The 26,317-nt window shown below is 47.9% G+C and carries 27 protein-coding genes; 22 read left to right on the top strand and 5 right to left on the bottom strand.

Annotated features, from left to right (window positions below; all coding sequences use genetic code 11):
• Positions 1 to 61: 61 nt before the first annotated feature.
• The gene (locus ADS79_RS25020) at positions 62 to 895 is read right to left on the bottom strand and encodes a DUF92 domain-containing protein (protein ID WP_049741190.1); all 834 of its coding nucleotides are present in this window, start codon (positions 893 to 895) and stop codon (positions 62 to 64) included.
• Between the two features lie 169 nt (positions 896 to 1,064).
• Between ADS79_RS25020 and ADS79_RS25015 the strand changes: the two genes are divergently transcribed.
• The 9 genes from ADS79_RS25015 (at position 1,065) to ADS79_RS24975 (ending at position 7,753) form a co-directional block, all read left to right on the top strand.
• The gene (locus tag ADS79_RS25015; RefSeq protein WP_049741189.1) at positions 1,065 to 1,982 is read left to right on the top strand and encodes a helix-turn-helix transcriptional regulator; all 918 of its coding nucleotides are present in this window, start codon (positions 1,065 to 1,067) and stop codon (positions 1,980 to 1,982) included.
• An 82-nt stretch (positions 1,983 to 2,064) separates the two neighbouring features.
• Entirely contained in the window at positions 2,065 to 2,592 is a 528-nt protein-coding gene (locus tag ADS79_RS25010) for a DinB family protein (RefSeq protein ID WP_049741188.1), read from the top strand.
• Positions 2,593 to 2,681: 89 nt separating this feature from the next.
• The gene (locus ADS79_RS25005; RefSeq protein ID WP_049741187.1) at positions 2,682 to 4,010 is read left to right on the top strand and encodes an SMI1/KNR4 family protein; all 1,329 of its coding nucleotides are present in this window, start codon (positions 2,682 to 2,684) and stop codon (positions 4,008 to 4,010) included.
• Between the two features lie 166 nt (positions 4,011 to 4,176).
• On the top strand, positions 4,177 to 4,572 hold the full coding sequence (locus ADS79_RS25000; RefSeq protein WP_049742124.1) for a VOC family protein: 396 nt from the start codon (positions 4,177 to 4,179) through the stop codon (positions 4,570 to 4,572).
• An 89-nt stretch (positions 4,573 to 4,661) separates the two neighbouring features.
• Entirely contained in the window at positions 4,662 to 5,096 is a 435-nt protein-coding gene (locus tag ADS79_RS24995; protein WP_049741186.1) for a YciI family protein, read from the top strand.
• Positions 5,093 to 6,358 carry an RNA polymerase sigma factor gene (locus ADS79_RS24990; protein WP_049741185.1) on the top strand — a complete coding sequence of 422 codons (1,266 nt, stop codon included), beginning with the start codon at positions 5,093 to 5,095 and terminating at the stop codon, positions 6,356 to 6,358. The genes ADS79_RS24995 and ADS79_RS24990 overlap by 4 nt, the downstream gene beginning before the upstream one ends.
• On the top strand, positions 6,355 to 6,789 hold the full coding sequence (locus tag ADS79_RS24985; protein ID WP_049741184.1) for a YciI family protein: 435 nt from the start codon (positions 6,355 to 6,357) through the stop codon (positions 6,787 to 6,789). The genes ADS79_RS24990 and ADS79_RS24985 overlap by 4 nt, the downstream gene beginning before the upstream one ends.
• Positions 6,790 to 6,820: 31 nt before the next feature.
• Positions 6,821 to 7,159 (top strand): DUF1801 domain-containing protein, encoded by a 339-nt coding sequence (locus ADS79_RS24980; RefSeq protein WP_049741183.1) that lies wholly within the window; start codon positions 6,821 to 6,823, stop codon positions 7,157 to 7,159.
• A gap of 120 nt (positions 7,160 to 7,279) precedes the next feature.
• Positions 7,280 to 7,753, top strand: coding sequence for an SRPBCC family protein (locus tag ADS79_RS24975; protein WP_049741182.1), 474 nt, complete (start codon positions 7,280 to 7,282; stop codon positions 7,751 to 7,753).
• Between the two features lie 76 nt (positions 7,754 to 7,829).
• Here the strand turns inward: ADS79_RS24975 and ADS79_RS24970 are convergent, their stop codons facing one another.
• On the bottom strand, positions 7,830 to 9,023 hold the full coding sequence (locus tag ADS79_RS24970) for a saccharopine dehydrogenase family protein (RefSeq protein WP_049741181.1): 1,194 nt from the start codon (positions 9,021 to 9,023) through the stop codon (positions 7,830 to 7,832).
• A gap of 414 nt (positions 9,024 to 9,437) precedes the next feature.
• On the opposite strand from ADS79_RS24970, the gene ADS79_RS24965 reads away from it, so the two are divergent.
• Complete coding sequence (locus ADS79_RS24965) at positions 9,438 to 9,959, top strand: MgtC/SapB family protein (protein ID WP_049741180.1); 522 nt, start codon at positions 9,438 to 9,440, stop codon at positions 9,957 to 9,959.
• A gap of 27 nt (positions 9,960 to 9,986) precedes the next feature.
• Here the strand turns inward: ADS79_RS24965 and ADS79_RS24960 are convergent, their stop codons facing one another.
• Both ADS79_RS24960 and ADS79_RS24955 read right to left on the bottom strand, forming a co-directional pair.
• Entirely contained in the window at positions 9,987 to 10,751 is a 765-nt protein-coding gene (locus ADS79_RS24960; protein ID WP_049741179.1) for a response regulator transcription factor, read from the bottom strand.
• On the bottom strand, positions 10,720 to 12,495 hold the full coding sequence (locus ADS79_RS24955; protein WP_236700144.1) for a cache domain-containing sensor histidine kinase: 1,776 nt from the start codon (positions 12,493 to 12,495) through the stop codon (positions 10,720 to 10,722). Before ADS79_RS24955 ends, ADS79_RS24960 begins: the two co-directional genes overlap by 32 nt.
• Before the next feature lie 136 nt (positions 12,496 to 12,631).
• Between ADS79_RS24955 and ADS79_RS24950 the strand changes: the two genes are divergently transcribed.
• The 11 genes from ADS79_RS24950 (at position 12,632) to ADS79_RS24900 (ending at position 24,373) form a co-directional block, all read left to right on the top strand.
• Positions 12,632 to 13,996 (top strand): ABC transporter substrate-binding protein, encoded by a 1,365-nt coding sequence (locus ADS79_RS24950; RefSeq protein WP_049741177.1) that lies wholly within the window; start codon positions 12,632 to 12,634, stop codon positions 13,994 to 13,996.
• A gap of 24 nt (positions 13,997 to 14,020) precedes the next feature.
• Positions 14,021 to 14,965 (top strand): carbohydrate ABC transporter permease, encoded by a 945-nt coding sequence (locus tag ADS79_RS24945; RefSeq protein ID WP_049741176.1) that lies wholly within the window; start codon positions 14,021 to 14,023, stop codon positions 14,963 to 14,965.
• Positions 14,966 to 14,968: 3 nt separating this feature from the next.
• On the top strand, positions 14,969 to 15,805 hold the full coding sequence (locus ADS79_RS24940; RefSeq protein WP_049741175.1) for a carbohydrate ABC transporter permease: 837 nt from the start codon (positions 14,969 to 14,971) through the stop codon (positions 15,803 to 15,805).
• 22 nt (positions 15,806 to 15,827) lie between these two features.
• Entirely contained in the window at positions 15,828 to 16,184 is a 357-nt protein-coding gene (locus ADS79_RS24935) for a cupin domain-containing protein (protein WP_049741174.1), read from the top strand.
• A gap of 19 nt (positions 16,185 to 16,203) precedes the next feature.
• Positions 16,204 to 17,286 (top strand): Gfo/Idh/MocA family protein, encoded by a 1,083-nt coding sequence (locus ADS79_RS24930; RefSeq protein WP_049741173.1) that lies wholly within the window; start codon positions 16,204 to 16,206, stop codon positions 17,284 to 17,286.
• A gap of 28 nt (positions 17,287 to 17,314) precedes the next feature.
• Positions 17,315 to 18,229 (top strand): sugar phosphate isomerase/epimerase family protein, encoded by a 915-nt coding sequence (locus tag ADS79_RS24925; protein WP_049741172.1) that lies wholly within the window; start codon positions 17,315 to 17,317, stop codon positions 18,227 to 18,229.
• Positions 18,222 to 19,469 (top strand): Tm-1-like ATP-binding domain-containing protein, encoded by a 1,248-nt coding sequence (locus ADS79_RS24920; protein ID WP_049741171.1) that lies wholly within the window; start codon positions 18,222 to 18,224, stop codon positions 19,467 to 19,469. The genes ADS79_RS24925 and ADS79_RS24920 overlap by 8 nt, the downstream gene beginning before the upstream one ends.
• The gene (locus tag ADS79_RS24915; protein ID WP_049741170.1) at positions 19,456 to 20,289 is read left to right on the top strand and encodes a phosphoenolpyruvate hydrolase family protein; all 834 of its coding nucleotides are present in this window, start codon (positions 19,456 to 19,458) and stop codon (positions 20,287 to 20,289) included. Before ADS79_RS24920 ends, ADS79_RS24915 begins: the two co-directional genes overlap by 14 nt.
• A gap of 154 nt (positions 20,290 to 20,443) precedes the next feature.
• Positions 20,444 to 22,543 carry an ATP-binding protein gene (locus tag ADS79_RS24910; RefSeq protein ID WP_049741169.1) on the top strand — a complete coding sequence of 700 codons (2,100 nt, stop codon included), beginning with the start codon at positions 20,444 to 20,446 and terminating at the stop codon, positions 22,541 to 22,543.
• A complete protein-coding gene (locus ADS79_RS24905; RefSeq protein ID WP_049741168.1) occupies positions 22,544 to 23,161 on the top strand; it encodes a response regulator transcription factor in 618 nt (205 codons plus the stop codon).
• Between the two features lie 99 nt (positions 23,162 to 23,260).
• Positions 23,261 to 24,373: an aminopeptidase gene (locus ADS79_RS24900; RefSeq protein ID WP_049741167.1), complete on the top strand. Its 1,113-nt coding sequence runs from the start codon at positions 23,261 to 23,263 to the stop codon at positions 24,371 to 24,373.
• A gap of 35 nt (positions 24,374 to 24,408) precedes the next feature.
• Here the strand turns inward: ADS79_RS24900 and ADS79_RS34615 are convergent, their stop codons facing one another.
• The gene (locus tag ADS79_RS34615) at positions 24,409 to 24,549 is read right to left on the bottom strand and encodes a DMT family transporter (RefSeq protein WP_236700097.1); all 141 of its coding nucleotides are present in this window, start codon (positions 24,547 to 24,549) and stop codon (positions 24,409 to 24,411) included.
• Between the two features lie 412 nt (positions 24,550 to 24,961).
• Between ADS79_RS34615 and ADS79_RS24890 the strand changes: the two genes are divergently transcribed.
• The gene (locus ADS79_RS24890) at positions 24,962 to 26,302 is read left to right on the top strand and encodes an MFS transporter (protein ID WP_049741165.1); all 1,341 of its coding nucleotides are present in this window, start codon (positions 24,962 to 24,964) and stop codon (positions 26,300 to 26,302) included.
• The last annotated feature ends 15 nt before the right edge of the window (positions 26,303 to 26,317 follow it).

The raw sequence follows: 26,317 nt of genomic DNA, 5'->3' as shown, positions 1-26,317 counted from the left end.
GCAAGAAAACGGAAGGACTCGCCATCGTTTATCGGTACGAAGTCATTCCGTTTTTTACATGTCAGGAGAAGCCGAGTACAAGCCCCAGCAAGACGGCAGAAACACCGCCAACAAGCGAGCCCGCGACATTGACGACATCGTTGTTCCATCCGGTGCGCCCGCGAATCCGCTCGGCTTTTCTGCCACAGTGGCGGGCCTGTTCGATTTCTCGACCGCAAGTGCTGCAACGATACATTTGCTGCCATGTCGCACCGATCCACGAATCGGCAAGCGACCCTATGAGTCCAGTCAGGCCAGCAATTACGGCCCATGCTGCAGGTCTGATTGCTGCCGCTGCCGCATCCTGCGTAGCCTGGACGGACAGCCCAAGCAGCAGCCAGGCTACTGCGCCGATGAACAGACCACCTGCCAGTGAAGCGATAAACCCAAGTACAGATACGCCTCCAGACGTACCAGGTGGAACGCGCCGACCTGTCTTGATCGATCGCGGAGGCGTCTTGCTCAAGCCGCCTATTTCCGTCGCCCACGTATCGGCTGTGACCGCCGCCATAACTCCTAGAAAGGCGTACCACCAAAGGGGGTGCGGATACACCCAGTTTGCCACACATAACAGCAGCCCCAGTCCTCCGTTAGCGAGCACCTGACCCGCATCGCGCCTTCCGGATTTCTCATAGCCGCTCTCTGACGCTTCCTTTCTCTGCTTCTTCCATTTGGACCACAGGGTTGACGAAACAAAAAAAGCGATGAGGGAGCCAAACCAGATCGCAGTTCCGAGCGCGTACATCATCGTGCCCAGCACCACAGCTGCTAAAAAGCCGGACCTGGATAGTGAACGTTTATAATAAGCGGCTCCTGCAATCGCGGAGCTGCAGATAAGACCGATTAACCACTCCACCGCATTCGCCCCCTTTTTTTGAAACTATTATACCTCAGGGCGGGAGGCTTTCGAAAAGGAATGATCATCAATGTGGGAAAGCAAGGGAGCTAATCCCAGAATTTGAGGAAATCTTCCTGTGATATAATGATGACCAACAATAAGAGATAGGATAACGGACGGGGATAGTATGAAACTGGAGCGATTAATCTCTATCATCTACAAGCTGTTGAATCACGAAGTATTGTCTGCCTCCATGCTGGCTGAAGAGTTTCAAGTTTCCCCTAGAACCATCTATCGGGATATCGAAGTGATCTGCGCTGCGGGTTTTCCGGTCGTATCTCACCAGGGAACGAAGGGCGGATATGGCATGATGGACGGATATAAAATGGATAGAAGCCTACTCGGTTCTTACGATGTCAATTCCCTGATTACCGTGCTCAAAAGCCTTTCCAGCGTGTTTGCAGACGAGCGTGCGCAGGGGACTATCGAACGGCTGCAGACAATCGGACCGCAACATCAGATTACGAGCTTGTCAGTGGACTTAGAAACTCACCGGACGGATCCGGACGCGCTGCGGCATTTACGTATGGCGATTACCGGGCGAAATGTGGTTCGCTTTGAGTATATCAATGTAAATAATGAACGCACGACCCGTGAGATGGAGCCGCTGCGGCTTCATTTTAAATATAGGAATTGGTACGTTTTGGGGTTTTGCCGAACTCGACAAGAGCCTCGGGAGTTCCGTGTATCCCGAATGCTGAACGTATTCCTGTTGCAGGAAACTTTTCTACCGGATCACAACATACTGGAAGACGCAGCTTTTTCAAACCCAAGACGGGAAGATCAGTTGGAGACGGTTGTAATCAAGGTAGGACCGGATGCTTTAGCGGAAGTGATGGATCACTTTCATCTGGCGGAAAAGCAATTTCACGTCGATGGGAGTATGACGATGCGAATTCTTGTTGATCAGCCATTGAAGGCGCGATGGCTTTGGGCTATTCTGCTTGGCTTTGGCAGCGGTGTCGAAGTCCTCGAGCCGCCTGCACTGCGAGGAATCTTAATTGAACAGCTTCAAAATACACTCAAACTTTATGAAGAAGTATGACAGCTTGTTGTCATACTTCTTTTTTTATGATGACAACAGAAACAAATTCAAATCCATTGCCAATCAAAAGGAGATGTTACGAATGAATCATCCGGTACAAATGTTCCATTACCACACCTGGGCAAATCAAGCGATTTTAGGAAGAATCAAAGAGCTCCCGTCCTCTGTGCTGAGCCAAGAAGTGAACAGCTCCTTTCCCACCATCGCCCATGCCCTTACTCATATTTATGCGGTTGATAAGATGTGGTATCTGATTTTGACAGGTACTGGCATGCGAGAGGCTCTGCAAACATGCATAGCACTGAATGAGACTATCCTGTCTTCTGTGGATGAATATGCTGCGATCTTTGACCAGCTAGGGGAACAATTCAGGGAATGGCTCCAAGGTCAAGTCGATTTGGAGCAATCCATTCTGCTCGACAATCCATTCAACGGAATTCGCCAAACACGTTTATCGGAAATGGTGCTGCATCTGGTCAATCACGGGACCTATCACAGGGGCAACATTTCTACCATGCTGCGTCAGCTAGGCCATGCATCCACGATGAACGATTATTTCCTTTTTTGGTATCAGGAACCTGCAAGTTCTCAGCGGAAAAAAACGATATGATACAATGGCAATAATCTCTAGCTGAAAATGAGTGAAGGAATCGAATCTCTATATAATGACCAGCGGAAGCCCAAAAAGGGGGATTCACGATCATGTTTTGGAAGAAAGAAACGCAAATCGATCGAATAAAAAACAAGCTCGAAGAGGCCATGCGAAAAGATGCAGATTTCTCAGTGTTTGGAGCATCCTCCCACAAATACAGGGTGAATGAAGAGCTTACGACAAAAGAGCTTACGGACTGGCAAGCAAAGCATCAGGTCACACTCCCTGAGCCTTACATGCAGTTTTTAACGAAAGTTGGTAATGGAGGCGCTGGACCGTATTACGGGATGTATCCCATTGAAGAGGCAGCTTCTTATACCGATAGAGATGCACTCACTGCAAAATGTGTTTTGCACCCCGGTATGGAAAAAGAGGAATGGAACCATCTGATCGAGCCCCTAATCAGTGATGAGGACATCTCTGACCTGGAATACGACGCCACCCGAAATCAAGTACTGGGCGGAATGTTGTGTATTGGTACGCAAGGCTGCGAATACGATATGTATCTCGTTCTTGAGGGCAAACATAGGGGGAAAATCGTTTACACTTCAGATTTTCATCCTGACCATCCTTTTTTCTTTGTCTATGAAGACAACTTTTTGGATTGGTACGAGCGCTGGCTGGACGAAATTATTCTGGACTATGATATTGGCTGGTTTGGCGGTAAAATGCCAGGCGATGAAAATGCGTTGATACAGGCTTATCAAAACGCTCCTAGCGAAGAAATCAAATCAAAAGCGCTTGAAGGAATGTTTAAATTCAAGAAAATCGTGCAGTCAACCATTGATTTCTTAAAAAATGTAGCTGAGCAAACACAAAATGATCGCATCACAGCCATTCAACTAATCTGTAAAACCTCTATTGATGTGGGAAGAGAGTTTCTTCTAGAGCTGTTGCATTCTGAAAATAATGAGGATTTTTTACATGCTTTAAAAATACTGAACTGGTACGGTAAATCTTTTGATAAAGCGGAATTTATAAAAGTGATCTTGCAAAATCTTGACAGGGTACACGATTCGGAAACGTTAAGTCATGTGGGCTATGTTCTGGAGCCCGCTGGTGTAATTTCACTGCAGAGCTTTGCCCCCTTTTTATGCCACACCGACTCGAATATACAAACGGCCGCAATTTATGCGACCCGCAGTTGCAATGACAAATCGGAAAGCTGGGAAACCATTGAACAAATGTTCATGGAGGGCAGCAAAGACGTTTTGAAAAACACGATTTTATATTGGGGTTTGATTCCTCATGAGAGGTTATTGCCTTATTACAAGGCTGCATGGCCGGAGTATAAAAATAATCAAAACTTCAGGGAAAAATTTATCGGTTGTTTGAAAGAATTACATTTGCCTGATGATTATTTTGACAAAGAATAATGGAGTGGATGTACCGCGCGCTGCGCGGTTTTTTTATGGAGAAATGCTATGCATGGAATCGCCAAAAAACTTTTTAAAAAGTTTTTTGAGAAGCTGTCGATTTTGTCGTCTGCTGTTCGTCGCCTTAATAGAAGCACAAATAATCATGATGGAAAGGGTGTTGAACATGACAGCACAACTAAACGCTTATATTCATTCTGAGGAGGCAAGAGAGCAGGCTGCATTTTATGCACAAGCATTAGGAGGGGAAATCCTATCGACAATGACTTACGGACAAACCCCTGGAACACCAGAAGAAATCAAGGATAAAGTGATGCATATGGTACTGTCCGTAGCGGGTGGGAACATTATTTTCCTCTCTGACTCTTTCGGACCGTCACAGAGGGGACGATTCATTTCGTTGGCCCTTTCCTATAAAAAGGAAGAAGAAGCCCGCCAAGCCTTTGAGAATCTTTCCAAGGACGGTACCGTAAAGTTTCCGCTCGAATTGCAGCCGTGGGGAGCCTATTATGGTGAAGTCGAAGACAAGTTCGGGGTCAATTGGCAGATTGTCACTTCATGATGATTCCGAAGACAGATAAAGGAAATGAATACAAGGCGTTGAAAAGAAACTTCATTAGATTTCACGATAAAAGAGGAGGAGCAATTCCTATGCGATTTATGATGATTGTCAAGGCGACCAAAGATTCTGAGGCAGGCTTGCCACCTAAACCGGAGCTTTTCGAAGCGATGATGCGATACAATCAGGAGCTTGCTAAGGCTGGCGTATTGGTTGCCGCTGACGGTTTGCATCCGAGTACAGGCGCTATTCGCATCTCGTATCCTGAGCCGAGTGGAAAGCCGACGATTCTTGATGGACCGTTCAGTGAGGCGAAGGAAATAATCGCTGGCTATACGCTAATCGAGGTGCGATCAAGGGAAGAAGCAATCGAGTGGGCGTTGCGCATGCCAGATCCACATGGGTTCGGAGAGGGACAAATCGAGCTTCGCCAGGTTTATGAGGGTTCGGAGCTCACGGACAATCCTGAGCTGATCGCTGACCATTCTGAAATGATGGCCCAGCTGCAAAAGCGTACCAAGTCGTGACTGATTCCGCAGCTCGTCGTACAATCGAAACCATTTGGCGCATGGAGTCGTCGAAAATCATCGCCAGTTTGACAAGAATGGTTCGTGACCTCGACCTTGCTGAAGATCTCGCGCAGGATGCGCTGGTCATCGCGCTCCGGAAGTGGCCAGAAACAGGCATACCAGAAAACCCTGGAGCTTGGCTGATGACTACAGCAAAAAGACGTGCGATTGATATGATGCGCCGTAACAAAATGCGTGACAAAAAAGTCGAGGAGCTTGGCCGCAGCAGTGAATTATCAGTGGAGGAAGAAAGCAGTGATGGGGAGATCGGGGATGATCTCCTCCGACTCATCTTTATGACATGCCATCCGATCTTGTCGCGCGAGGCACGTATCGCTCTGACACTTCGTTTGCTCGGAGGCTTGTCGACTGATGAAATTGCACATGCCTTCTTCGTGCCGGAACCAACGATTGCCCAGAGGATCGTCCGGGCAAAAAAGACGCTGCGTGAAGCACGTGCAGAGTTTGAGGTCCCGCTGGGCAATGAACTGAAAAAACGGCTTGAGACGGTGCTAGAGGTTATTTATCTTCTCTTTAATGAAGGGTATGCGGCCACCTCGGGTTCCAGCTGGCTACGCCCACTACTATGCCAAGAGGCGCTGAGATTGGGACGCATCCTTTCCGAAATTACGCCTGAAGAGCCGGAGGTGCACGGACTGGTCGCTCTCATGGAGCTGCAGTCGTCCCGCTTTAAAACGCGTGTCACATCCTCGGGGGAGCCGATTTTACTACAGGACCAGAATCGTGCACAATGGGACCATTTGCTGATCAGGCGGGGGATAGCAGCGCTTGAGCGTGCCCGATCTATTGGTCGTCCGCTTGGCCCGTATACGCTGCAGGCGTCTATTTCGGCTTGCCATGGAGTGGCGCCCTCTGCCGAAGAGACTGACTGGGTGAAGATCGCGGCTCTTTACGAAGCGTTGTCACGGGTGATGCCTTCCCCTGTAGTTGAATTGAACCGAGCGGTAGCCATCGCGATGGCGTTTGGCCCTGAATTCGGGCTTCAGCTTGTAGAGCGGCTGGAGGAAGAAGCCGCGCTGAAGAATTATCATTTGCTTCCGAGCGTAAAAGGTGATCTGCTTGAAAAGCTTGGTCGCCATGAGGATGCTCGTGACGCGTTTCGATTTGCCGCGTCGCTGACAAGAAATGAACAGGAACAGCAATTGCTGCTTAGACGTACGGAAAAATGCGAGTCGCGTAGTAAAGGAGGCACGGTATGAAGTATGTTCTGATGTCGAAAGCGACCAGACATTTGGAAGCCGGCATTCCACCAAGCCAAGCAAGCACAGATGCCTTACAGGACTTTCTTCAAGAGTTGAAAGAGGCGGGTATCCTTGTTGCAGCCGAGCAATTCTATCCCAGCTCGAGTGGATTGCGCATGTCTTTCTCCAAGCCTGGAGACCGGCCAGTGCTTACGTGGGGGCCACTTGATGAGGTGAAAGAGCTGGTATCCAGCTTTACAATCATTGAAGTAAACTCCGAAGAGGAAGCGATCGAATGGGCATTACGCATGCCGGACCCCAATGGTTATGGCGAAGGAATTATTGAACTGCGACGCATTTATGAGCAGTCATCGACCTTTGTGGATTCTCTCCAGCAAGGCTTAGAGCATGAACTGCGAAGTCAGATTGGCATGTGGAAGAATAGATAAGTGAATTAATCCAATAAAGGAGAGATGGATCATGAATCTAGAAGTAACGGAATTTATAGATGGACTCAAAGAACAATGGCAAGGGCAGCTTTGCGCCAGTTTGCGAGAGACTGTATATGAAGCAATTCCCGATGTTCAAGAACGAATGCAGTATAAAAAGCCTCATTTTCTTAAAGGCGGCAAGTACGCAGCTGTCATCTCCACCTCGAAAGATGCGGTAAGCTTCACCATCTTTAATACGGCCGGAGTCACACTGCCGGAAGGATTTGATGGACCACCGGAACGGAAAACGATCAAGCTGCGGCAAGGACATCAGATGGATAGCCAACAGTTTGTCGCCCTGGTAAGGCAAGCAGCAGCGACGCTGTAATTTGCTACAGAATGGGATTACATAATCAAATCATGCTCAAGATTGATGGTGAAATGGCAATAATGAGTTTGTAGAAGGATTGGGGCAAGTCAAAGTCTATTTCATTTTGGAGGGCTGGACATGAACCAGGATAACACAACAAACCACAGCAAAGCGCAAGTAGGGGATCGAGAGATTGTAATTAACCGTATATTTGATGTTCCGCGTGAGCTGGTGTTTGAAGCCTGGACTAGAGAGGAGTATCTGTCGAAGTGGTGGGGACCACGAGGTTTTACCATAACCTTTCAGAAGTTTGAAATGAGACCAGGCGGTACATGGCAATTTATTATGCATGGTCCTGATGGCGTGGATTTTCCCAACACCAACATCTTTGTCGAGATCACAAAACCCGAGCGAATCGTCATTAAGCATGATGTGTTTCCCCATTTTTTGGCGACAGCAACCTTCGAGGAGCTGGATGGTAAGACGAAACTGACGTATCGTACGGTTTTTGAGGAAACGGCAGAAGTATTTGATAAGGTGAAAACATATGCCGCCCCAGGTACCGAAGAGACCATGGATCGTCTGGGGGAACTTCTGGCTAGCATGTCTTAACAGGGAAGCTGGTAAAGTATGAACGGAGATAAGGACCCCATCCATAAACAGACGGGGTCCCAATGCTTTAAGAGATTTACCTGACCACTTCTACTGATTCATTCTCCGCATCCAGCTGTGTAATTTCCTCATGCATATATATGCCCCGTTTTTCCAGCTCTGCAAATACCTCTGCCGGTTCAAACGCCTCCTCTGGAATGAGGACACCCGTCTTTTTCACCATGCCCTTGGCGATCATTTCTGTGGCAATCGCCATAGGGATACCTACATTTCGTGTATACGCCCGCAATTTTTCCCAGCCCTCGACCGAACCATCAGAAGCAGGATGAGTGTGATAGAGCACATGCTGGACACGTCGTCCTTCTTTGGTTCCAATCACCTCGACATGCAAGGAATAGCCATACAGCTCCGTTTCCTGACCTTCCGTAGAGTGGAACAAATATTCACTGATACAATCGAGCACGCCGATTTCTTTGTCATTGACCGTAATCTTGTCATTGCGCATGAAGCCCCAATCATAAAGAGCACGAACGAGCTGCATGTTTTTGGCTGGCCATGTACCGCGTACTTCAATCAGTTGGACCTGCTTATCAGCGAGGGCAGTCGCCAGCGTTTTTGTTTCAGCATGTGGAATAATGTATTGAACAGTTTTTCCATAAGGTTCGGGAAGTTGGATTTCACGCGGTCTCGCAAAAGGAGGAACCTGCACAAATTCGCCGTTTTCGAAAACAACGCGGCCTGGCAGGAGAGGATCATACTCATAAGTTGTCGTTTCAGTGATAGAACGGGAAAATGCGATGGGGCGGAAAGCGCCATGGCTGACGCGAACGGTTTCGACAGTATCCAGTTGATTGGCTGCATGCATGGCCATCATTTGTGTGACACCGGGAGTCATGCCAAAGCCAGGTACGCAGGTCTTGGCGTGTTTCTTGAAGGTATCGTTATACGCATCTTCTGCTCCAAAACCGTTCAGGTTGATTCCGTGGCAGCCTGCTTCGGCAATGCAAGCAGTAGAAAGTCCATTCAAGGTAATCGTCGTACCATCCATGACGATATCATAGCCACGCATTTTGTTAACAGTATCCTCGTGATCACGCACATTGATCTGGACGAAGTCAACGCGTGGATCATTCAGTGCTTCGACGATTTTTCTGCCTTCCTCCTCATTGAAATCGGCTACTGTAATCTTCTCAAAGCTGGAGTATTGCACCAAATCCAGAATCGACTCCCGGCAAATTCGACCCGCACCGCCTAAACAAAGAACCTTCATGCGTATTCCTCCCGAAAAAGAATGTAATTTTCTGAAAAAAGGTCTGTCTGATTTAGAGTATATCATAGGGTGTGGTTTTTGTGTTGTTTTAGTTTGATGTTTTTTGTGCTTTTCATTTGTTTAACTTTTTTTGTGTTTTTGTAACAAATAAATTCATAGAAAAAACAACTAAATAAACAAATAACAAATTAAAACAACATTAATTAAGTTTGTGATGCTATAATAGATATAAAATTAAGAATATTTAATCTTTGGTTCGAGGGGTGGTCGGAAATCAAGCATCGAACGAAATTATGTCGTTGTGAAAATGTCTTCGTTTCGACCTTTGGAGGGGAATAGCTTCACCCTATACAACAGGTCTATTTTACGCAGTGGCACATATCATTTCTCTATCGCTAAAAGAGGGTGAATCACATGGAATCTCTGCAGATTTTTTATGAACAGCACGTCATCATGAATCTGGAGATGTATTTAAGAGTCGTCATTAGCGCTGTACTTGGGATGTTCATTGGCTGGGACCGCTCACACAGGAACAAGCCAGCCGGGTTAAAGACATATATGTATGTCTCTGTAGCCTGCACCTTGATTACACTTGTTTCCATCTACAGTACGAAGCTGTATAGCTCCCCGAACAGCGGCACGATGATGGACCCGATGCGTTTGGCGGCACAAATTGTTACAGGACTTGGCTTTTTGGGAGCGGGTGTCATTTTAAAGGATGGTTTGCAAGTGAAGGGGCTGACTTCAGCAGCCATGATCTTTTTTGCGGGCGGGATTGGCATCGGGATTGGTGCGGGCTTTTATGGCATCGTGATCTTTTCCGTGATCGTGGCATTTGCACTTGCCAGGGTCAGTCAGCGCTTTGAAGATGTCCAGCAAAGACGCTCCGACAGCAGTGAGAAAGCAGCGGCAGTAAAGAAGCAAGAGGTGGGATAGAGGCAAAAGAGCGGTGCGAGCAAATGCTCAGCGCCGCTTTTTTTGTTCGCTCGGATAAGAGGGAGAGCAAAGCTGTTGGCGATACTCCTTTGGTGTGAGTCCATAGCTTTGAAAGAAGACCCTGGAAAAATACTTCGGGTCGGTATACCCGATTTGGAAGCCGACCTCATACTGCTTTAATTCCGTGTTCTTCAACAATTCACAGGCTCTTTCCATGCGCATACGGGTCAAATGATTGACGAATGTATCGCCGATGACAGACTTAAAAACCTGTCCGAAATAATGGGAGGTTAAATGCACTTGGTCCGCCGCATCCTTTAAGGACAAGGGTCTGCCCAAGTTAGCGGAAATATAGGAGAGTGCGCGCTCGACAATCGTTTCATGGTAGGTTTTGGGCACTTCTTCCACTGGCTCGAGAGACACTGGGGCGAGCTGGTCCACAACCGCGAATAGCTCATCCGCATCAATCGGCTTCAAAATGTAGCCTTTGGCCTGATAGGAAAGGGCTGTTTTGGCATAGGCGAACTCTTCATACCCACTGATCACGATGACATCGATTTTGGGAGAGCGCTGGTGTAATTGGCGAAGCAGCTCCAAACCGTCCATGTCGGGCATTCGAATATCGGTTATGACCAAATCCACCTCAGTTTTATCCAGCCACGCAAGGGCTTCCCTGCCGTCAGAAGCTGTTCCGATCACTTCGATATTTCTTTCTGCCCACTCCTCCAGGGAGCTGAGGCTATCGGCAATCAGCCATTCATCATCCACAATCAACAATTTTCTCTTTTTCATCGTGTACCCTCCTTGGAAGCTTAAAGGTGACCGTCATTCCCTGTCCAAGCTCACTAGCCAGTTGAATGCCGTATGCGCTGCCAAAATGATAGCGTAGCCGTGACTGTACATTGCAAATCCCGACTTTTTTGCCGTACTTCGTTAGTTCTTCAGCCTGGTGCTCCACATGGTCGTGCAGCTCTTGCAAAGCTTGCGGCTCCATCCCTGCGCCATTATCGCTGACCTGCAAAAATACGTCATCTTCTGCTATCCACCCGCAGATGGCGATATGTCCATCCGTTTTACGCGATTCCAGGCCGTGTAAAATCGCATTTTCCACAATCGGCTGCAAGATCCACTTCACGGTATAGAGACGCCGTATTTCTTCATCAATTTCGATGGAATAGGTAAGGGATTTGGGAAAACGGTATTTGTGCAGCTCGATATAGTGACTGACATAATCCAGCTCCTGATGAATCGGAATCATTTCGTCAAACGTGCTGATCGACAGACGCATCAAACGCCCGAGATGTACGATCATTTTGCTGATCTGCGTTTCTTTATGCTTGCGAGCGAGGCTATTGATAGATTCGAGCGTGTTGTACAGAAAATGGGGATTGATTTGGGATTGCAGGGCAGCCATTTCCGCCCGTCGTTTTTGATTTTGTTCCTGATATATCTGACGCAGCAGCTCCTCGATTTTTTGCACCATCTGATTAAAGCCTCTGCCCAGCTCACCGATCTCATCTTGGCTGGTAAACGCTATCTGCTGGAAATCACCGCGTCCTGCTTTTTTCATCAAGCGCTGCAAGAGACGGACAGGGGTGGAGATGCGATGCGAGATAAACAAAGAGGCCAGCAGACAAAACACAATGCTGGGGACTACGATCCAATAGATCGAGTCGTGTATGGATTGGATCGGTTGATACAGCGTTTTTTCCTCGAAATATCCGGTCAGTGTCCAGCCAGTTTCCTGATCGAATAAGGTGACGAGCTGGTAGGTTTCGTCATTTTGCTTCACGATGCGGCTGGACTGTGAAACGAATGAGAGATCATCGCGAGAAAAAGGAGTTGGAGTACTCGGGTACAGCACCTGCCCTTTATCATTCGTGATTAAAAGTCCCGCTTCGCGATCAGAAGAGGAGTCCTTGCGAAAGTACGTATTGGGAAACAAATCGGCGAGAATGCTCTGCTTGAAATCAATAATAAGTACGCCTTTTGCCTTGGCATCCGTGCTCCAGATTCTCTTTACGTAAGAAAAAACAGGGGTATTCGGGTCGATGTAGCTGTAAGGCCGCTGGTGCAGGGGAGACAGGATCGGCTTTTCCGAGAGCTTGTTTAGCTTGGGCATCCAGTCTGTTGTATAAAATTCGATCTTATCTCGATTGATCCCGTACCCGTAGTTATACACATAGCCACGATCACTGATGAGTGTCATGCCGACATTCTCAGGGCGGATCAGCTGGATGCTGTCAAAGGATTGATCCAGGGGGAGAAAAGAGCGGAGGTACTCATTGTCATCCTTGCTTTTTAAAAACTGCGAAGCGGTCGAGCTGCGTGAAACGATTTCGCCCATTCGATTCAAGTCATTGAGGAAGATGCCGAGTACCTTTGCGTTCTGTTCCAGGATGGACGAGGTATCTTGGTTCAACTGTTTGTTTAGAAGAGAAGAGACATTATGGTTAGTGAGGATCCCTGCCATGGAGAGCGGAAGAATCGACAACAGCAAGAAGGAAAGGAACAGCTTGAAAAAAATGGAGTGCACAAAACCCAAGGATGACACCACCTTTCACCCACTTTTTTTACACCTTTTCCTACGTTTTGTCTCATTGTCTAAATACTATAAATCATCTAAATTTTAAGTCAATAAGAACGTACAAACTTCGCAAGGGGGTATAGGGATGCACAGAACAAACTTTGCACGCATCATGTTATGCGTTGCCATGCTTGCCTTTTTTATCGCCGGGTGTCAGTCTCCTGCCAGTTCAGGTGGTAGTAAAGGTAGTGAGCAGGCTAAAGCAGAGCCAGCTGCCGCAGAAAACAAGCAAGGCGATGTGCTAAAGCTGCTGATTCCCAGCTTTAACAACGAAACAGAGAAGCGCCAGTGGGACAACGTCGTGAAAAAATTCGAGGAAATGAATCCAGGTGTGAAAATCGATTTGGCAACAGGTGACACGAATACCGAATCAGGCAAACTGACTACTATGCTGCAATCAGGGGTAACGCCGCCAGATGCGATCCTGATGAATGCCGGTCCCGGACGGGTGCGAATTTTATCCGATGTTGATCTGATCAAGCCGCTGAATGACTGGTACATGCAAAACGGATGGAAGGACAAACTTCGCCCCTTTGCCTACGATCTGATTTCTGGCAATGACAATCTGTATGAGCTGCCTCACACCATGGACGCCGTCTCTGTTTACTACAACAAGGACTTGTTTGAGCAAAACGGGATTGGCGTTCCAACAACAGCAGGTGAGTTTTTAAACGCAATGAAGAAATTGCATGACAATAACATTACACCGATTATTGTCGGTGGACGAACACCGATTACGGTTGGGACACTGTTCTCACTCATTCTGCAATCCAGTGCAGGAAAAGAGGCGGTAGCCAAGCTCATCTACAGCGAAGCAAAGTGGAACGATCCGCAGTATGTGAAAGCCGCAGAGACCATGTCTGATTGGGCGAATCAGGGATATATCGGAAAAGAATCCGTTTCACTGAATCTTACGGATGCAAAATTCGCGATGCTCAACAAAAAGGCGGGAATGTTCATTTCCACGACGCACATCATTTCTGACGTAGTGGACCAAAAGCTGGAGGGAAGCATCGGTTCATTCACGATTCCATCGCTAACAGACGCAAGTAAGACCAATCCAACAGGGGGGCTTGGCTACACATGGGTCGTTCCTGCGAAGACCACGCAAACCGAGCTGGTGGAAAAATGGATGAATTATATCGTATCTGAGGAGTACGCCAAGGTCGTGCTGGGAGATCCATCGTATAATCTGATCCCTGCCTCAAAAGCTGCGATGGGCATCAAACCGGCAGGGAGCCAGCTGGCAGAGGCGATGAGCTCAATTGCGCAGGAATCAGGCTACAACCCCAGCGTGTTTATCGGCAGTGAGGCCAAGCAAGCGTATTATCAAAACCTGACAGGGTTGATCGGCGGACTCGTGAAGCCAAAAGACGCGATGGATAATATCGCGGCAGCGGCTGCCAAGGATGAGGCTGCGGGCTACAAGCTATCTCGAAAATCAAATTAACCTTCTAGGAAGGAGGGGGGTGGCATGAACGCAGTAAACCCGTCACCACTGGAAAGTGTACTGGAAGTAAAAGGAACCTATTCCATCGAGCGGTGGAAGCAAAAGGTGAAGCGATGGATCGTCATTCTCTCTTTCCTCTCCCCCGCTCTAATTTTGTATGGGATCTTTATGCTCTACCCGATGTTCAATGCGATTGTTCTTAGCTTTTTTGATTGGAATGGGTCGGCACTGACCATGAACTTCATCGGTATGGATAACTACGTTCAATTGGCAAGTGACACCGTCTTTCTCGCGTCACTTGGACACAATGTGCTATGGGTTGTGCTTAGTCTACTTCTGGTTGTGGTACCTACACTTGTGCTTGCGATTATGATCGGGCGGGTGAAGAGGGGAAAGCTCTTTTTTCGGGCAGGCTTTTATCTCCCATCGGTTTTGTCACTTGCGGTAGTCGGCGTGCTGTGGGCGAAAATCTTTGATCCGGTCATGGGTCCGATCAATGTGTTTTTAGAGAAAATCGGGTGGTCATCTCTGGCGCATAACTGGCTCGGTGAAGCATGGACGGTGCTGCCCGCCCTTGTCATCACAGGCACGTGGGCATTTTACGGATTCTACATGGTTCTGTACTTGGCAGGCTTGCAAAATATAGATTACACCGTGTATGAGGCTGCCGACATTGATGGTGCAGGGCCGATCCGAAAATTTTGGTCTATCACTATTCCCAGTCTGCGCAACACGATGAATGTTGTAATCAGCATGGTCGTCGTCCACGCATTCAAAGGCTTTGCCCTGATCTGGGTGATGACCCAGGGCGGACCGTTTTATAAAAGTGAAGTGGTTTCTACCTACGTATACAAGTCGGCATTCAGTATGAACAAGGTCAGCTATGCTACGGCAGGCGGCGTCGTATTGGGGGTTATTGTGGTCGCACTCACGCTCTTTTTCAACTATTGGCGAGAGAGAAAGGAGTAACCGATGAAATCACAGACCAATGCTTTGGGAAAATCGCAGCCGATGCTTTTGGTATTCCTGTTCCTTTTACTCACGATGGTTGTGACGCCAATCTTGTGGGTCATTCTTGGCAGCTTCAAAACAGCGTTTGAAATTGCCAACTCACCGTTCTCGCTACCGAACTCATGGAGCTTTGACAACCTCATTCAGGCGTGGCAGCTGGGAAATTTCCAGACCTACTTCTGGAATAGCGCGTTTATCACGATTGTCGGAATGGTCATCGTGTTTTTGGTTGCATGTCCTGCGGGCTACGCTTTTGCCCACATGAATTTTCGCGGCAATCAGCTGTTGTTCTATCTCTTTTTGCTGGGCATGGCATTACCCGTGCAAGCCATAATCATTCCGGTGTTTTATCAATTGAAAGCATTGGGACTGGTGGATACCTTGTCAGGTGTCACTCTCGTATCCGTTAGTCTGGCGCTGCCATTCTCGATTTTCCTGATGCGAAATACGTTTAAGGACATCCCCAAAGAGCTGCGCGAATCTGCCTTCGTGGATGGTGCAGGGGAATGGAAAACGTATTTGCGCATTATGCTGCCACTCGCGAAACCAGGGGTGGTTGCCCTCCTGGTCTTTACGTTCATGAATATTTGGAATGACTTTTTGCTGCCACTCGTCCTCTTGATCTCGGACCATAACTATACGATTCCACTTGGGTTGCTGGCTTTCCAGGGGGATAGTGGCGCGAACTACGGGCTTATTTTTGCCGGTACATTAATCAGCATGATTCCGAGCATTACGGTGTATGTGATTTTCCAACGCCAGTTTGTCGAAGGAATGTCGGCCGGGTCCGACAAGTAAACCAAAAAAGGAGTGCATAAAAATGGCAACGATTACAGACCTGAACCAGGAGCAGCATCTTTTACCAATGGAATGGGGAGCGATTCAATGGCTGTGTGGGCAAGAGATTGATCCGCAGGCAGAGATGACGTTTGGGATGGTGTATATCAATGCGGGAGAGTCCAATCCCCGACATGTGCACCCGAATTGTGAAGAAGTGATCTTCGTGCTCTCGGGCGAGTGTGACCATACATTAGGCGATGAAACCTTTCATTTGAAGCCAGGAATGATGCTGCGAATTCCGAGAAATGTACCGCATAACGCGACAGTGACAAGCTGGGAGCCGTGCCGCATGATCATCGCGTATTCAGCACCGGATCGGCAAACGATTGGAGAATAATGACTGGGGGTTGGCTTTCATGAGCGCGATCAAATTCAATTATGAGTATGAACGAAAAATCAGAGCAGGCTTTATCGGTTGTGGTGCACACGCTTTTCGCAATGTGTATCCTACCTTCGATTATACACCGATCGATTTGGTTGCTGTATGTGACCTGAATGCCGAGCGGGCAGAGATTTATCGACAGCGTTTTGGAGCAGCACACATGTACACCGATTATCAGGAAATGATTCAGAAAGAGAAGCTGGATGCTGTTTTCGTCGTTTTGAATTTTGACAGGGAAGGACGTCCCTTGTACCCCAAAATCGTACCAGATCTTCTCCGTGCCGGATTGCCCGTCTGGATGGAAAAGCCGGCAGCCTATACAGCCGAAGAGGTTGAGCAGATGCTGGAGGTCGAAGCCAAGTCGGGTCAATTTGTACTCGTAGCGAACAAGCGATACTTCTATCCAACCTTTGAGAAAGCAAAGCAAATCATTGAGCAGGAAGTATTTGGACAGCCTGTTTCCATCAATGGCCGTTATCAGCTTACGTTGAGTCCGTACCAGGAGGACATCGCGACGCGCACGGGACTACATTGGTTTTTAGACATTTGCCATCCCATGTCAGGGATTCATTATTTGATGGGTGAAGTGAAGGAAATGTGCTTCATCGATCATCAGCCAAGCGGAAATGTACAGGCGCTGTTGCAGTTCAAGTCAGGTGCCATCGGGAATTTGCAGCTGTCCTCCACACAGGCAGATACTAGTCCGCTGGAGCGGTTTGAAGTCATCGGCAACAAGCACAATCTCGTGATCGACAACGCGATGCGGCTCATTTACTACAAGGGCTCAAAAGGCAGCGGCGAATACGGAAAGACGCCTGTCTACATCGGAGACAATCCGACAGAAGGACCGGTCCTGTGGGAACCCGAGTTTTCACTTGGGCAGGTCTACAATAAAAATTTGTTCTTGCAGGGCATGGTGCAGAGCGTGAATTACTTCGCCAATGCAGTACTGGAAGGGAAAAAAATCGAGCGCTCCACCCTGCATGATTCCTGGCATTTGACCAAGATTTTTGATGCTTTCAAAAAGCGTTCTGGACAATGGATTTCCATCCAATAATCAGGCTTTGACGAAAGGGGAGCTTCACATGAAATTCAGCGTGTTTACCGATATGTTGGGAACGGAATCATTTGAGGAAGCACTGCAATTGGCATCGGGGTTGGGATTTTCTAATGTGGATGTCAGGGCCAAACTGGACGGAGATACGGTGGATACAATCAGCATGGAAAAGGCGCAGGCGTACAAGCAAATGCTGGATCAATACAAGCTCAAAGTAGCCAGTGTGAGCTCATGGGCCGTAAATACATGCACGTTTTCTGGTCCGCCCAAGTATGACAATTACGATGAGGCACATCATACCGCGATGTATGCGGTGTTGGAGAGGCTGTTCGATCTCGCTCACGTATGGGATGCTCCTTTTGTGCGCGTGTATTCGCTCTATCGACAGGAGAACTTTCTTACGCTAAGCGAGGCAGAAAGAGAAGCGCAATATCGCCATAATGCTGCGATTATGCGCAGGCATGCCGAGCATGCGCAGGAGCGAAACAAAATCATTGTAGTAGAAAATGAGCCGCCGACCTTGACCAGCAATGCGGAGGAACTGGGCAAGCTGGCAGCCTACGCCAACCATCCGCATCTCAAGATCAATTGGGATATTATCAACGGATGGCGTGCGCAAGAATATCCAACGGTGGAAGTGTATAAGCATGTGATGGGGCATGTGTGGCAAACACATCTCAAGGGTGCTTCTCGTCTCTCCAATTCCATTACGGAGCAAAATCCGCATGGGAATTTCGGAAATTTCGCAATTGCGGGAAATGATGATTACGATCACAAGCCAGTCATCCAAGCGATTGCCAAATTCGATCCGCAGGTGGTCATGACGATCGACACCCATTATCCTTCCTTTTATAAGCAGGACCAGATCGGTGAGGTGGAAGCGGTTAGACGTACAAAAGCATTCTTTGAATCTTTGGTCGAGGAGGTAGCTGCTCATGACTAAAAAGGTTGTGCTGATCGGCTCATTGGATACAAAAGGTGCGGAATTCCGATATGTCAAAGAAGTCGTGGAGTCACTTGGTGTGCAGACACTCGTCATTGACACCGGTGTTCTCGATGAGCCGGTCATCGCTCCGGACATTGCACGGGATGTGGTGGCGCTGGCTGGCGGAATGACGATTGAGGAATTACAGGCACAGCGTGATCGGGGAACAGCCGTCAGGATCATGACAAAAGGGGCGGAGGAGGTAGTACGCCGTCTGGTTGAAGAAGGAGTCGTAGGCGCTGTCTTTGGCATGGGGGGAACAGCGGGAACAACAGTAGGAGCGGCAGCAATGAGAGGGGTGCCGATCGGCATCCCGAAATTGCTCGTATCGACGGTGGCTTCAGGGAATACGAGACCTTATGTTGGTGAAAAGGATGTCATGATGATGTACTCCGTCGTGGACATCGCCGGGCTGAATAAGCTCTCGTCCCGAATTTTGCGCAATGCTGCCTATGCGATTGCAGGCATGGTTGACGGGATGAGCCAGGAAAAGATGCAGCAGGAAGAAAAGCCGATGATCGCTGCAACGATGTTTGGGGTAACGACACCGTGTGTGACAAAAGTGAGAGAGATGCTTGAACAAGAAGGCTATGATGTCCTCGTCTTTCATGCTACAGGGACAGGTGGCATGGCGATGGAGGAGTTGGTCCGAGCTGGCTTTTTCGTGGCAGTCGCTGACATTACGACTACCGAATTGGCTGATGAGCTAGTGGGCGGCATCTTTAGTGCTGGCCCGAATCGATTGCAGGCTGCTGGTCTGGCCGGGATTCCACAGGTCATATCGGTGGGAGCGTTGGACATGGTAAACTTTGGTCCGCCCGAAACGGTTCCGGCGCAATTTGCTGATCGCAAGTTCTATCAGCACAACCCGACTACCACGCTCATGAGGACAACCGTGGAGGAAAATCGCGAGCTCGGCAAAATGTTGGCTGAGAGAGTGAATCACTGCAAATCACCGACTGTCCTGGTCTTCCCAAAAGGTGGAGTATCGCTTCTCGACAAGGCTGCGCAAGCTTTTGACGGCCAAGAAGAGCGCCAGGCTTTATACGATGGGATCAAGCAGCACTTGCGCAAGGACATTCTGTTTATAGAGACGGACGAGGATATCAATGATCCCGCTGTTTCGGAATTGATCGGCAACCAACTGTTAGCCCTGGTCAACAAAGGAAAAGGAGGAGTGGATCATGTCCATCCGTAGAAAAGATATTTTGCAGAGACTGCGTAATCAGGTAGCTGACAACAGAATTATCGTAGGAGCAGGAGCTGGAACCGGGCTCTCTGCCAAATGCGCAGAAGAGGGCGGAGCCGATTTGATCATCATTTACAACTCTGGACGATATCGGATGGCGGGAAGAGGCTCACTTGCCGGTCTGATGCCATATGGAGACGCGAATCAGATTGTCGTAGAGATGGGCGGAGAAGTACTGCCAATCGTGAGGAACACCCCCGTTTTGGCAGGTGTATGCGGGACGGACCCCTTTCGAATCATGCCGGTGTATTTGAAGCAGCTGAAGGAAATGGGCTTTTCGGGTGTACAAAACTTCCCGACAGTAGGTCTTTGCGATGGGGTTTTCCGGCAAAACCTGGAAGAGACGGGTATGGGGTACGATTTGGAAGTGGATATGATCCGCAGCGCGCATGAGCTGGATCTTTTGACGACTCCTTATGTCTTTAATGAAGAGGATGCTATGAAGATGGCAGATGCAGGAGCAGATGTACTGGTTGCACATGTTGGTTTGACGACAAAAGGAACCATTGGTGCACAAACGGCCCTCACGCTAGATGAATCAGTCAAGCTCGTACAGCGCATTCATGATGCAGGGAAGTCCGTAAATCCGGATATCTTGGTCATTTGCCATGGCGGACCTATTTCAGAGCCAGAGGATGTCGAATATGTCCTCTCCAAAACGGCTGGAGTCGCAGGATTCTTTGGGGCATCCAGTATCGAGCGATTGCCTACCGAAAAAGCGATTGCCGAGCAGGTTCGTACGTTCAAAGGAGTAAAGTCGGAAGCATAACTTTTTCGCCAATATACAAGAGTAGATGAGGCGAGGTCTTTTGATCTCGCCTCTTTGTTTTTTCAGTTTTTTTCTTGGCGGGTCTTTTCTTTCATAGTCTTTTCGAACTATGCTAGAGAAAGCAAATCGTCTTTTAAACAGGGGGACAGCAGGAATGCGGCAGCCAATGATCAGAAAAACAGGGATCTTCGCCGTTTTTGTCATGATCATGCTGATTTTTGCTTCTGGTGTTATGGCTTACGATACAGAGCCAATCGCCAGGCAAGGCGTGATCGATTTGCGCGGGGTGAACTGGGAAGAAAAGCAGTCCGTGCAGTTAAATGGCGATTGGACCTTTTATTGGAATCAGCTGCAAACCCCAGCTAGCATACACGAAGCAGCACCACCCACTTCCTCCGGCTACAAGCAGGTTCCGTCAACCTGGAAGGACGGAGACGCTATTCACCAATCTTACCCCAATCATGGCTACGCTACTTATCGTCTCCTGCTGCAACTGCGCGAGGAAGACGTAAATAAACGTTTTGCCATCTATATGCCGAGTGTCGCTACCGCTTATCAACTGTGGATCAATGGTGAGCTGATGGAAAGCAACGGTGTTGTTGGCACAAGCAGAGAGCAGATGGTCCCCAAAAATTACGCAAAGCTTATTCCCTTTCAATCCGATCGCTCAGAAGTCGAACTGGTTGTCCAGGTATCGAATTTCGTCCAGCGAAAAGGCGGCTTATGGGAGTCTATCTCGCTAGGGCCAGTTGAAGAAATCATGCTCCAACGCGATACAAAGGTCCTCTATGAAACCTTGATAGCAGGCTGTTTGTGTCTCATGGGAATCTATCATTTTGTTTTGTACTTGGCGAGAAAACGAGAGAAATCAGGTCTCTATTTTTCGATGATGAGTATTGGCATCAGTATACGACTGCTTTTTTGGGGAGAGACGCTGGCTGTCCGTTATTTCCCCCAGATTCCGTGGGAGATCGGGGTCAAGCTGGAGTACTTATGCGCTGTCATCTGTATGATGTTTTTAGCTTTGTTCGTCCACTCACAGTATCCTCTCGAGTTCAATCGAACGGTCCGCAATTGGATGATCAGAATTGGGAGTGTTTTTGCTCTCGTAATCTTTGCTACTCCTGCCGTGTTTTTTACCGAAGGAATTCTGATCAAGGAAATCTATTTAATCCTTTGTTATTGCTATGTGCTGTACGTCTATGTACGTGCAGTGATGAAAAAAAGGCATGGCTCCCTATTAAACGGGTTAGGCTTGATGCTGTTGTTCCTTGCATCGATTAACGAAATTTTGTTTTACGCGAACCTGTCTACTTTTGAAAATGGCGTAGCCTTTAGTGTCCTCGTCTTTTTGTTTACCCAAATGATCAATCTGTCGATGGCTTTTGCCAGATCCTTCGATCATGTTGAGAGGCTGTCGGAGGAGCTGCGAAAAACGAATGAATCTCTGGAGCAAAAAGTGCAGCAGCGTACGCAAGCATTGGAAGGAAAAAACAAGGAGCTGCAATTGATGGAGGAATCCCGGCGCAGACTCCTCTCCAATATTGCCCATGAGCTGGGGACACCACTCACGTCGATCCAGGGCTTTATTAAAGCAATGATAGACGGTGTGGTAAAGCCGAATGATCCGAAGTACCTCACGATTTTATATGAAAAGACGATTTATTTACATCAGATTATCAAGGACCTGTTTGAGCTCTCGAAAATAGAATCAAGGCAAATTCGCTTTCATTTTCAACCGCTCCCGCTCATCTCCTTTTTTCACAGCTTGTATGAAAAGTATTTGCTGGACATCGAAAAAAAAGACCTGCACTTTGTCTGGGAAGTAGGCATGAGGAAGGTCCCAGATGACAGGCTGGTGATTGTAGCTGATCCGCTTCGTGTCGAGCAAGTCGTCGTCAACTTATTGACAAATGCACAAAGGTACACCTCATCTGGAGGAACGATCAGTCTGCGGATTGACTGGGAGCTCGGAGCTGACGGAACGGGACAAGCCTATATAGAAGTGAGAGATACCGGGATTGGAATCGATGCAGATTCATTGCCGTTTGTGTTCGAGCGCTTTTTTAAAGGCAGTGATGTACGCAAGCTTGGAGGTGGAGTCGGATTAGGGCTGCCGATTTCAAAGGAAATTATCCAGTACCATCAAGGGAGCATCTGGGTAGAAAGCGTAGTGGGAGAAGGAACGACGTTTTCATTTTCCTTGCCTGTCAGACTGGCGCAAACAAACGACGAAGAATGGAGGGTATCGTAAATGGGGTCCCCCATGATATTGCTGGTGGAAGATGACGAGAATATACGGGAGCTTGTTCGGCTCTATTTGGAAGCCAATCAATTTGATGTATGGGAGGCAGAAAGCATTCAACAGGCTTTCATGTCACTTGACGAGAAGCAGCCTGATCTGATCGTGCTGGATATTTTGTTGCCGGATGGTTCGGGGCTTGAGCTATGCCAGACGTTGCGAGACTCAGGTAGTGAAGTCCCCGTCCTTTTTTTGAGCTGCAAGGATGATTCCGAGGATATGATTACTGGCCTTGATTTGGGCGGAGATGATTATGTGACCAAGCCCTTTGATCCGAATATTTTGATATCACGCGTAAAGGCAATCCTGCGCAGACGAGCCGTTCAGGAAAAAAGGGACAGTGCGAAGACTACACGGGAGGAATTGATTGAGCGACTTACGAAACGAGAGATTGAAATGCTTGCCCTGATCAAGGAGGGCTTCACCAATCAGGAGATTGCCCTGCATTATCAAATCTCCATTGGGACGGTCAAAGGCTATAATAATCAGCTGTTTGGCAAGCTGGGGGCAAAAAATCGCACCCATGCCATTATGTTGGCAAGCGAAATTGGCATCCTCAGCAGGTCCTGATGTTATGTGCAAAAAAGTATTCGTCGATACGCTCTTTTGATATTCCTCTGACATTCCAGCGATAAGATGGATACAAACAAGGAAAAGGAGCGAGGACAGATGAGAGATGAGCGACTCGGGAGAATTGCGGACAATTTGATTTCCTACAGCTTGGATGTACAAGCAGGAGAGCATATCATGATCATGGTTGTGGACGAAGGGGAGTTATTGGCTGCAGAGCTCGTAAAAAAGCTGTATGCCAAAGGGGCATACCCGCATCTTCGTTTTATACGACCAAAGGTTCAGCGTGAATGGATGAAGGGATTGTCCGAGGATCAGCTTGTCCAGATGTTTCAGTGGGAGCAAGAAATGTGGTACGGCATCCATGGGTATATCGGAATCCACGGGGAAACGAATGACAGTGAGATGAAGGATGTACCAGAGGAAAAGAATCGCTTGTACGCCCAGCATTTTCATGCGATTGCCCAGCATGTCGACAACCGGATAAAAGGAATACGAATCAATTATCCAACCGCCGCATTAGCCCAAAAGGCCAAGATGCCTACAGAGGAATTTGAGGACTTTTATTACAAGGTTTGCTCGCTCGATTATCGCAAAATGTCGGTAGCATGTGAACCGCTCTATCAGCTCATGGATCAAACAGAAAACGTGCGCATCGTAGGTCCGGGAACCGAGCTTTCCTTTTCTATTAAAGGAATTGGCACACGAGTAGCAGCTGGCAAACGGAATATGCCCGATGGGGAAGTGTATACATCGCCTGTCAAAGATTCGATTAATGGCACTATCTCATATAATGTTGCCAGTCAATATAAAGGAACGACCTTTGAGGATATCCGGCTTACTTTCCGAGAAGGGAAGATCGTCGAAGCAACGGCCAATCATACAGCCAGGCTAAACGAGATTTTGGATACAGACGAGGGAGCACGCTACATCGGAGAATTCGCGATTGCCTTTAATCCGGCGATTTTGCATCCGATGGGAGATACCTTGTTTGATGAAAAGATTGCAGGTAGCTTTCATCTTACGCCAGGTCAAGCCTATATTCAGGCGGATAATGGAAACCGTAGCACGATTCATTGGGATTTGGTCAATATCCAGCGTCCGGAGTATGGTGGAGGGGAAATCTGGTTCGATGACGTGCTGATCAGACGTGACGGGGTGTTTGTCCATCCAGCACTTCTCGGATTGAATCCGCAGCAGCTGCTTTTGTAGCAAAAGAAAAGGATCGGAGGGCATGGGTGCCCTCCTTATTTTAATTTGAATACCAAAACACCCGCGATCATGATGAGAATGCCCATTACCTTGCTTGTGGTCAATGGGACTTTTTCGACTCCAAACAGCCCCAGGGAATCAATGATGAGGGCAACCAGCAATTGGGCGACGAGCATCATGTGACCTCCCGCAGCTTTTCGGAAAACTTACCCTTATTAAAAAGCATTTTCCAAAACAAAAAAAGGACATATGTCCTTTTTGGGAAGAATTCATCGTTATGCATTTGTGCAAGAAAACCATGCATGATTGCATAAAGCTTATTCTTTCGTGATAGGTGACTTGAAAAGCTATACAAGATAGCGTGGTTTGGACAGGCTATTATGTAAATGTGCATAAAATTCTTTATTCCCTAGGCAGTCTCGTTTGTCTAGTGAAAGAGCGAAAACGTGGGAGAAACAGGGAAGTGACGACGAAAGATGATAGAATGCTCTCAAGCTGGCACACTATGTGCTCTAGTGATTGGGCAGCGACGATGAAAGCGCTTTGATATAAGAAAAAAGCTAGTATAGTGATTAGGGGGGCAGATGGATGAATGCCGTTGTAAAAAAAGTATGGGGTTATCGTCACATCGTTTTAGTCGTTCTGTGGCTGCTGTACATCATCAATTATTTTGACCGGATGGCGGTACTGACCTTTCTTCCATTCATTCAGAAGGATCTGGATCTGACTCCGGTTGAGCTGGGACAGCTCGCTTCTGTCTTTTTCTTCGCCTATTCACTGGCACAGGTGACAGCAGGGTTTCTTGCGGATAAGATCGGTCCAAAGAAAGTCATGAACATTGCTATCATCGTATTTACGGCGGTAACAGCTCTGACAGGAGTGGTCAAAACATTCGGTCAATTTTTGGCGCTGCGCATCGGACTGGGTCTTGGGGAAGGTCATCATTTTGCCCCTGCCTGTCGGACGATCAACAACTGGTTTCCTATGGCTGAGCGCGGAAGATCGGTATCCTTCTTTGCGACCTCCTGGGCAGTAGCACCTGCGATTGTTCCCGTGCTTGTTACGTCTCTGTCGTTTTATTTTTTCGGCGGGGAGTGGAGACCTGTTTTTTATGTGCTCGCCATACCAGGACTCATCGGAATTTTTGCCCTCTGGTACTTCATCGCGAATACGCCAAAAGAGATGCTGGATAGAGGGCGTCTGGACAAAGCGGAATACGCGTACATCACGAGTGAGCAGACGGAGCAAGGCGAAGCTGTCGCCACGGACAAGGAAGCGAAGAAGAAAGACATCGGTATCTTTTTGAAGGACGGCTATTTCTACGTCTACACGCTGCTTTTGTTCTGCCAGCTGGCAGTGTATTGGGGCACAACGACATGGCTGACGACATTCTTGGTCAAGCAGCATGGACTTGATTTGAAGCAGATGGGATTTTTTGCCTCCGTTCCTTATATCGTCGCGTTTTTTGCCATGATGCTGGGTGGCTGGCTGATGGATAAAGTCATGCATCGGATGAAGCCGGTAGCGATTATCGCGTATCTGGGGTGTATCCCGGTTCTGTGGATGCTGGGAGCTGTGGAAAAAGGACAGACTGGCATGCTGCTTACTGCTTTATTACTGGTCGGTTTCTTTATCAACTTAAACTTTGGAACTGTGTATGCATACGTCCAGAAGCGTTATCCCCAAGAGGTAGTAGGAAGTGCTACCGGATTGTCCAATGGGATCGGACAGATGGGCTCCTTTGTCTCTCCACTCGTTGCAGGTTATTTGGTTAAAGTCGGAACAGATGGTTCGCAGGACTTCAGCAATGTGTTCATCTTTTTTGCAATAGCGGCAGCAGTTGCAGCGCTGTGTGCAATCATTTTGAAAGAAAACACGGTAAAGGAAACAAACGAAGTCGCAGCAGATGAAAAACAGGCCGTTATCTAACAAAGAATATTGCAA

It is taken from the genome of Brevibacillus reuszeri (assembly GCF_001187725.1).
GTDB lineage: Bacteria > Bacillota > Bacilli > Brevibacillales > Brevibacillaceae > Brevibacillus > Brevibacillus reuszeri.
Note: the sequence above shows the minus strand (reverse complement) of the source record. Positions and strands in the feature narration are given on the sequence as shown.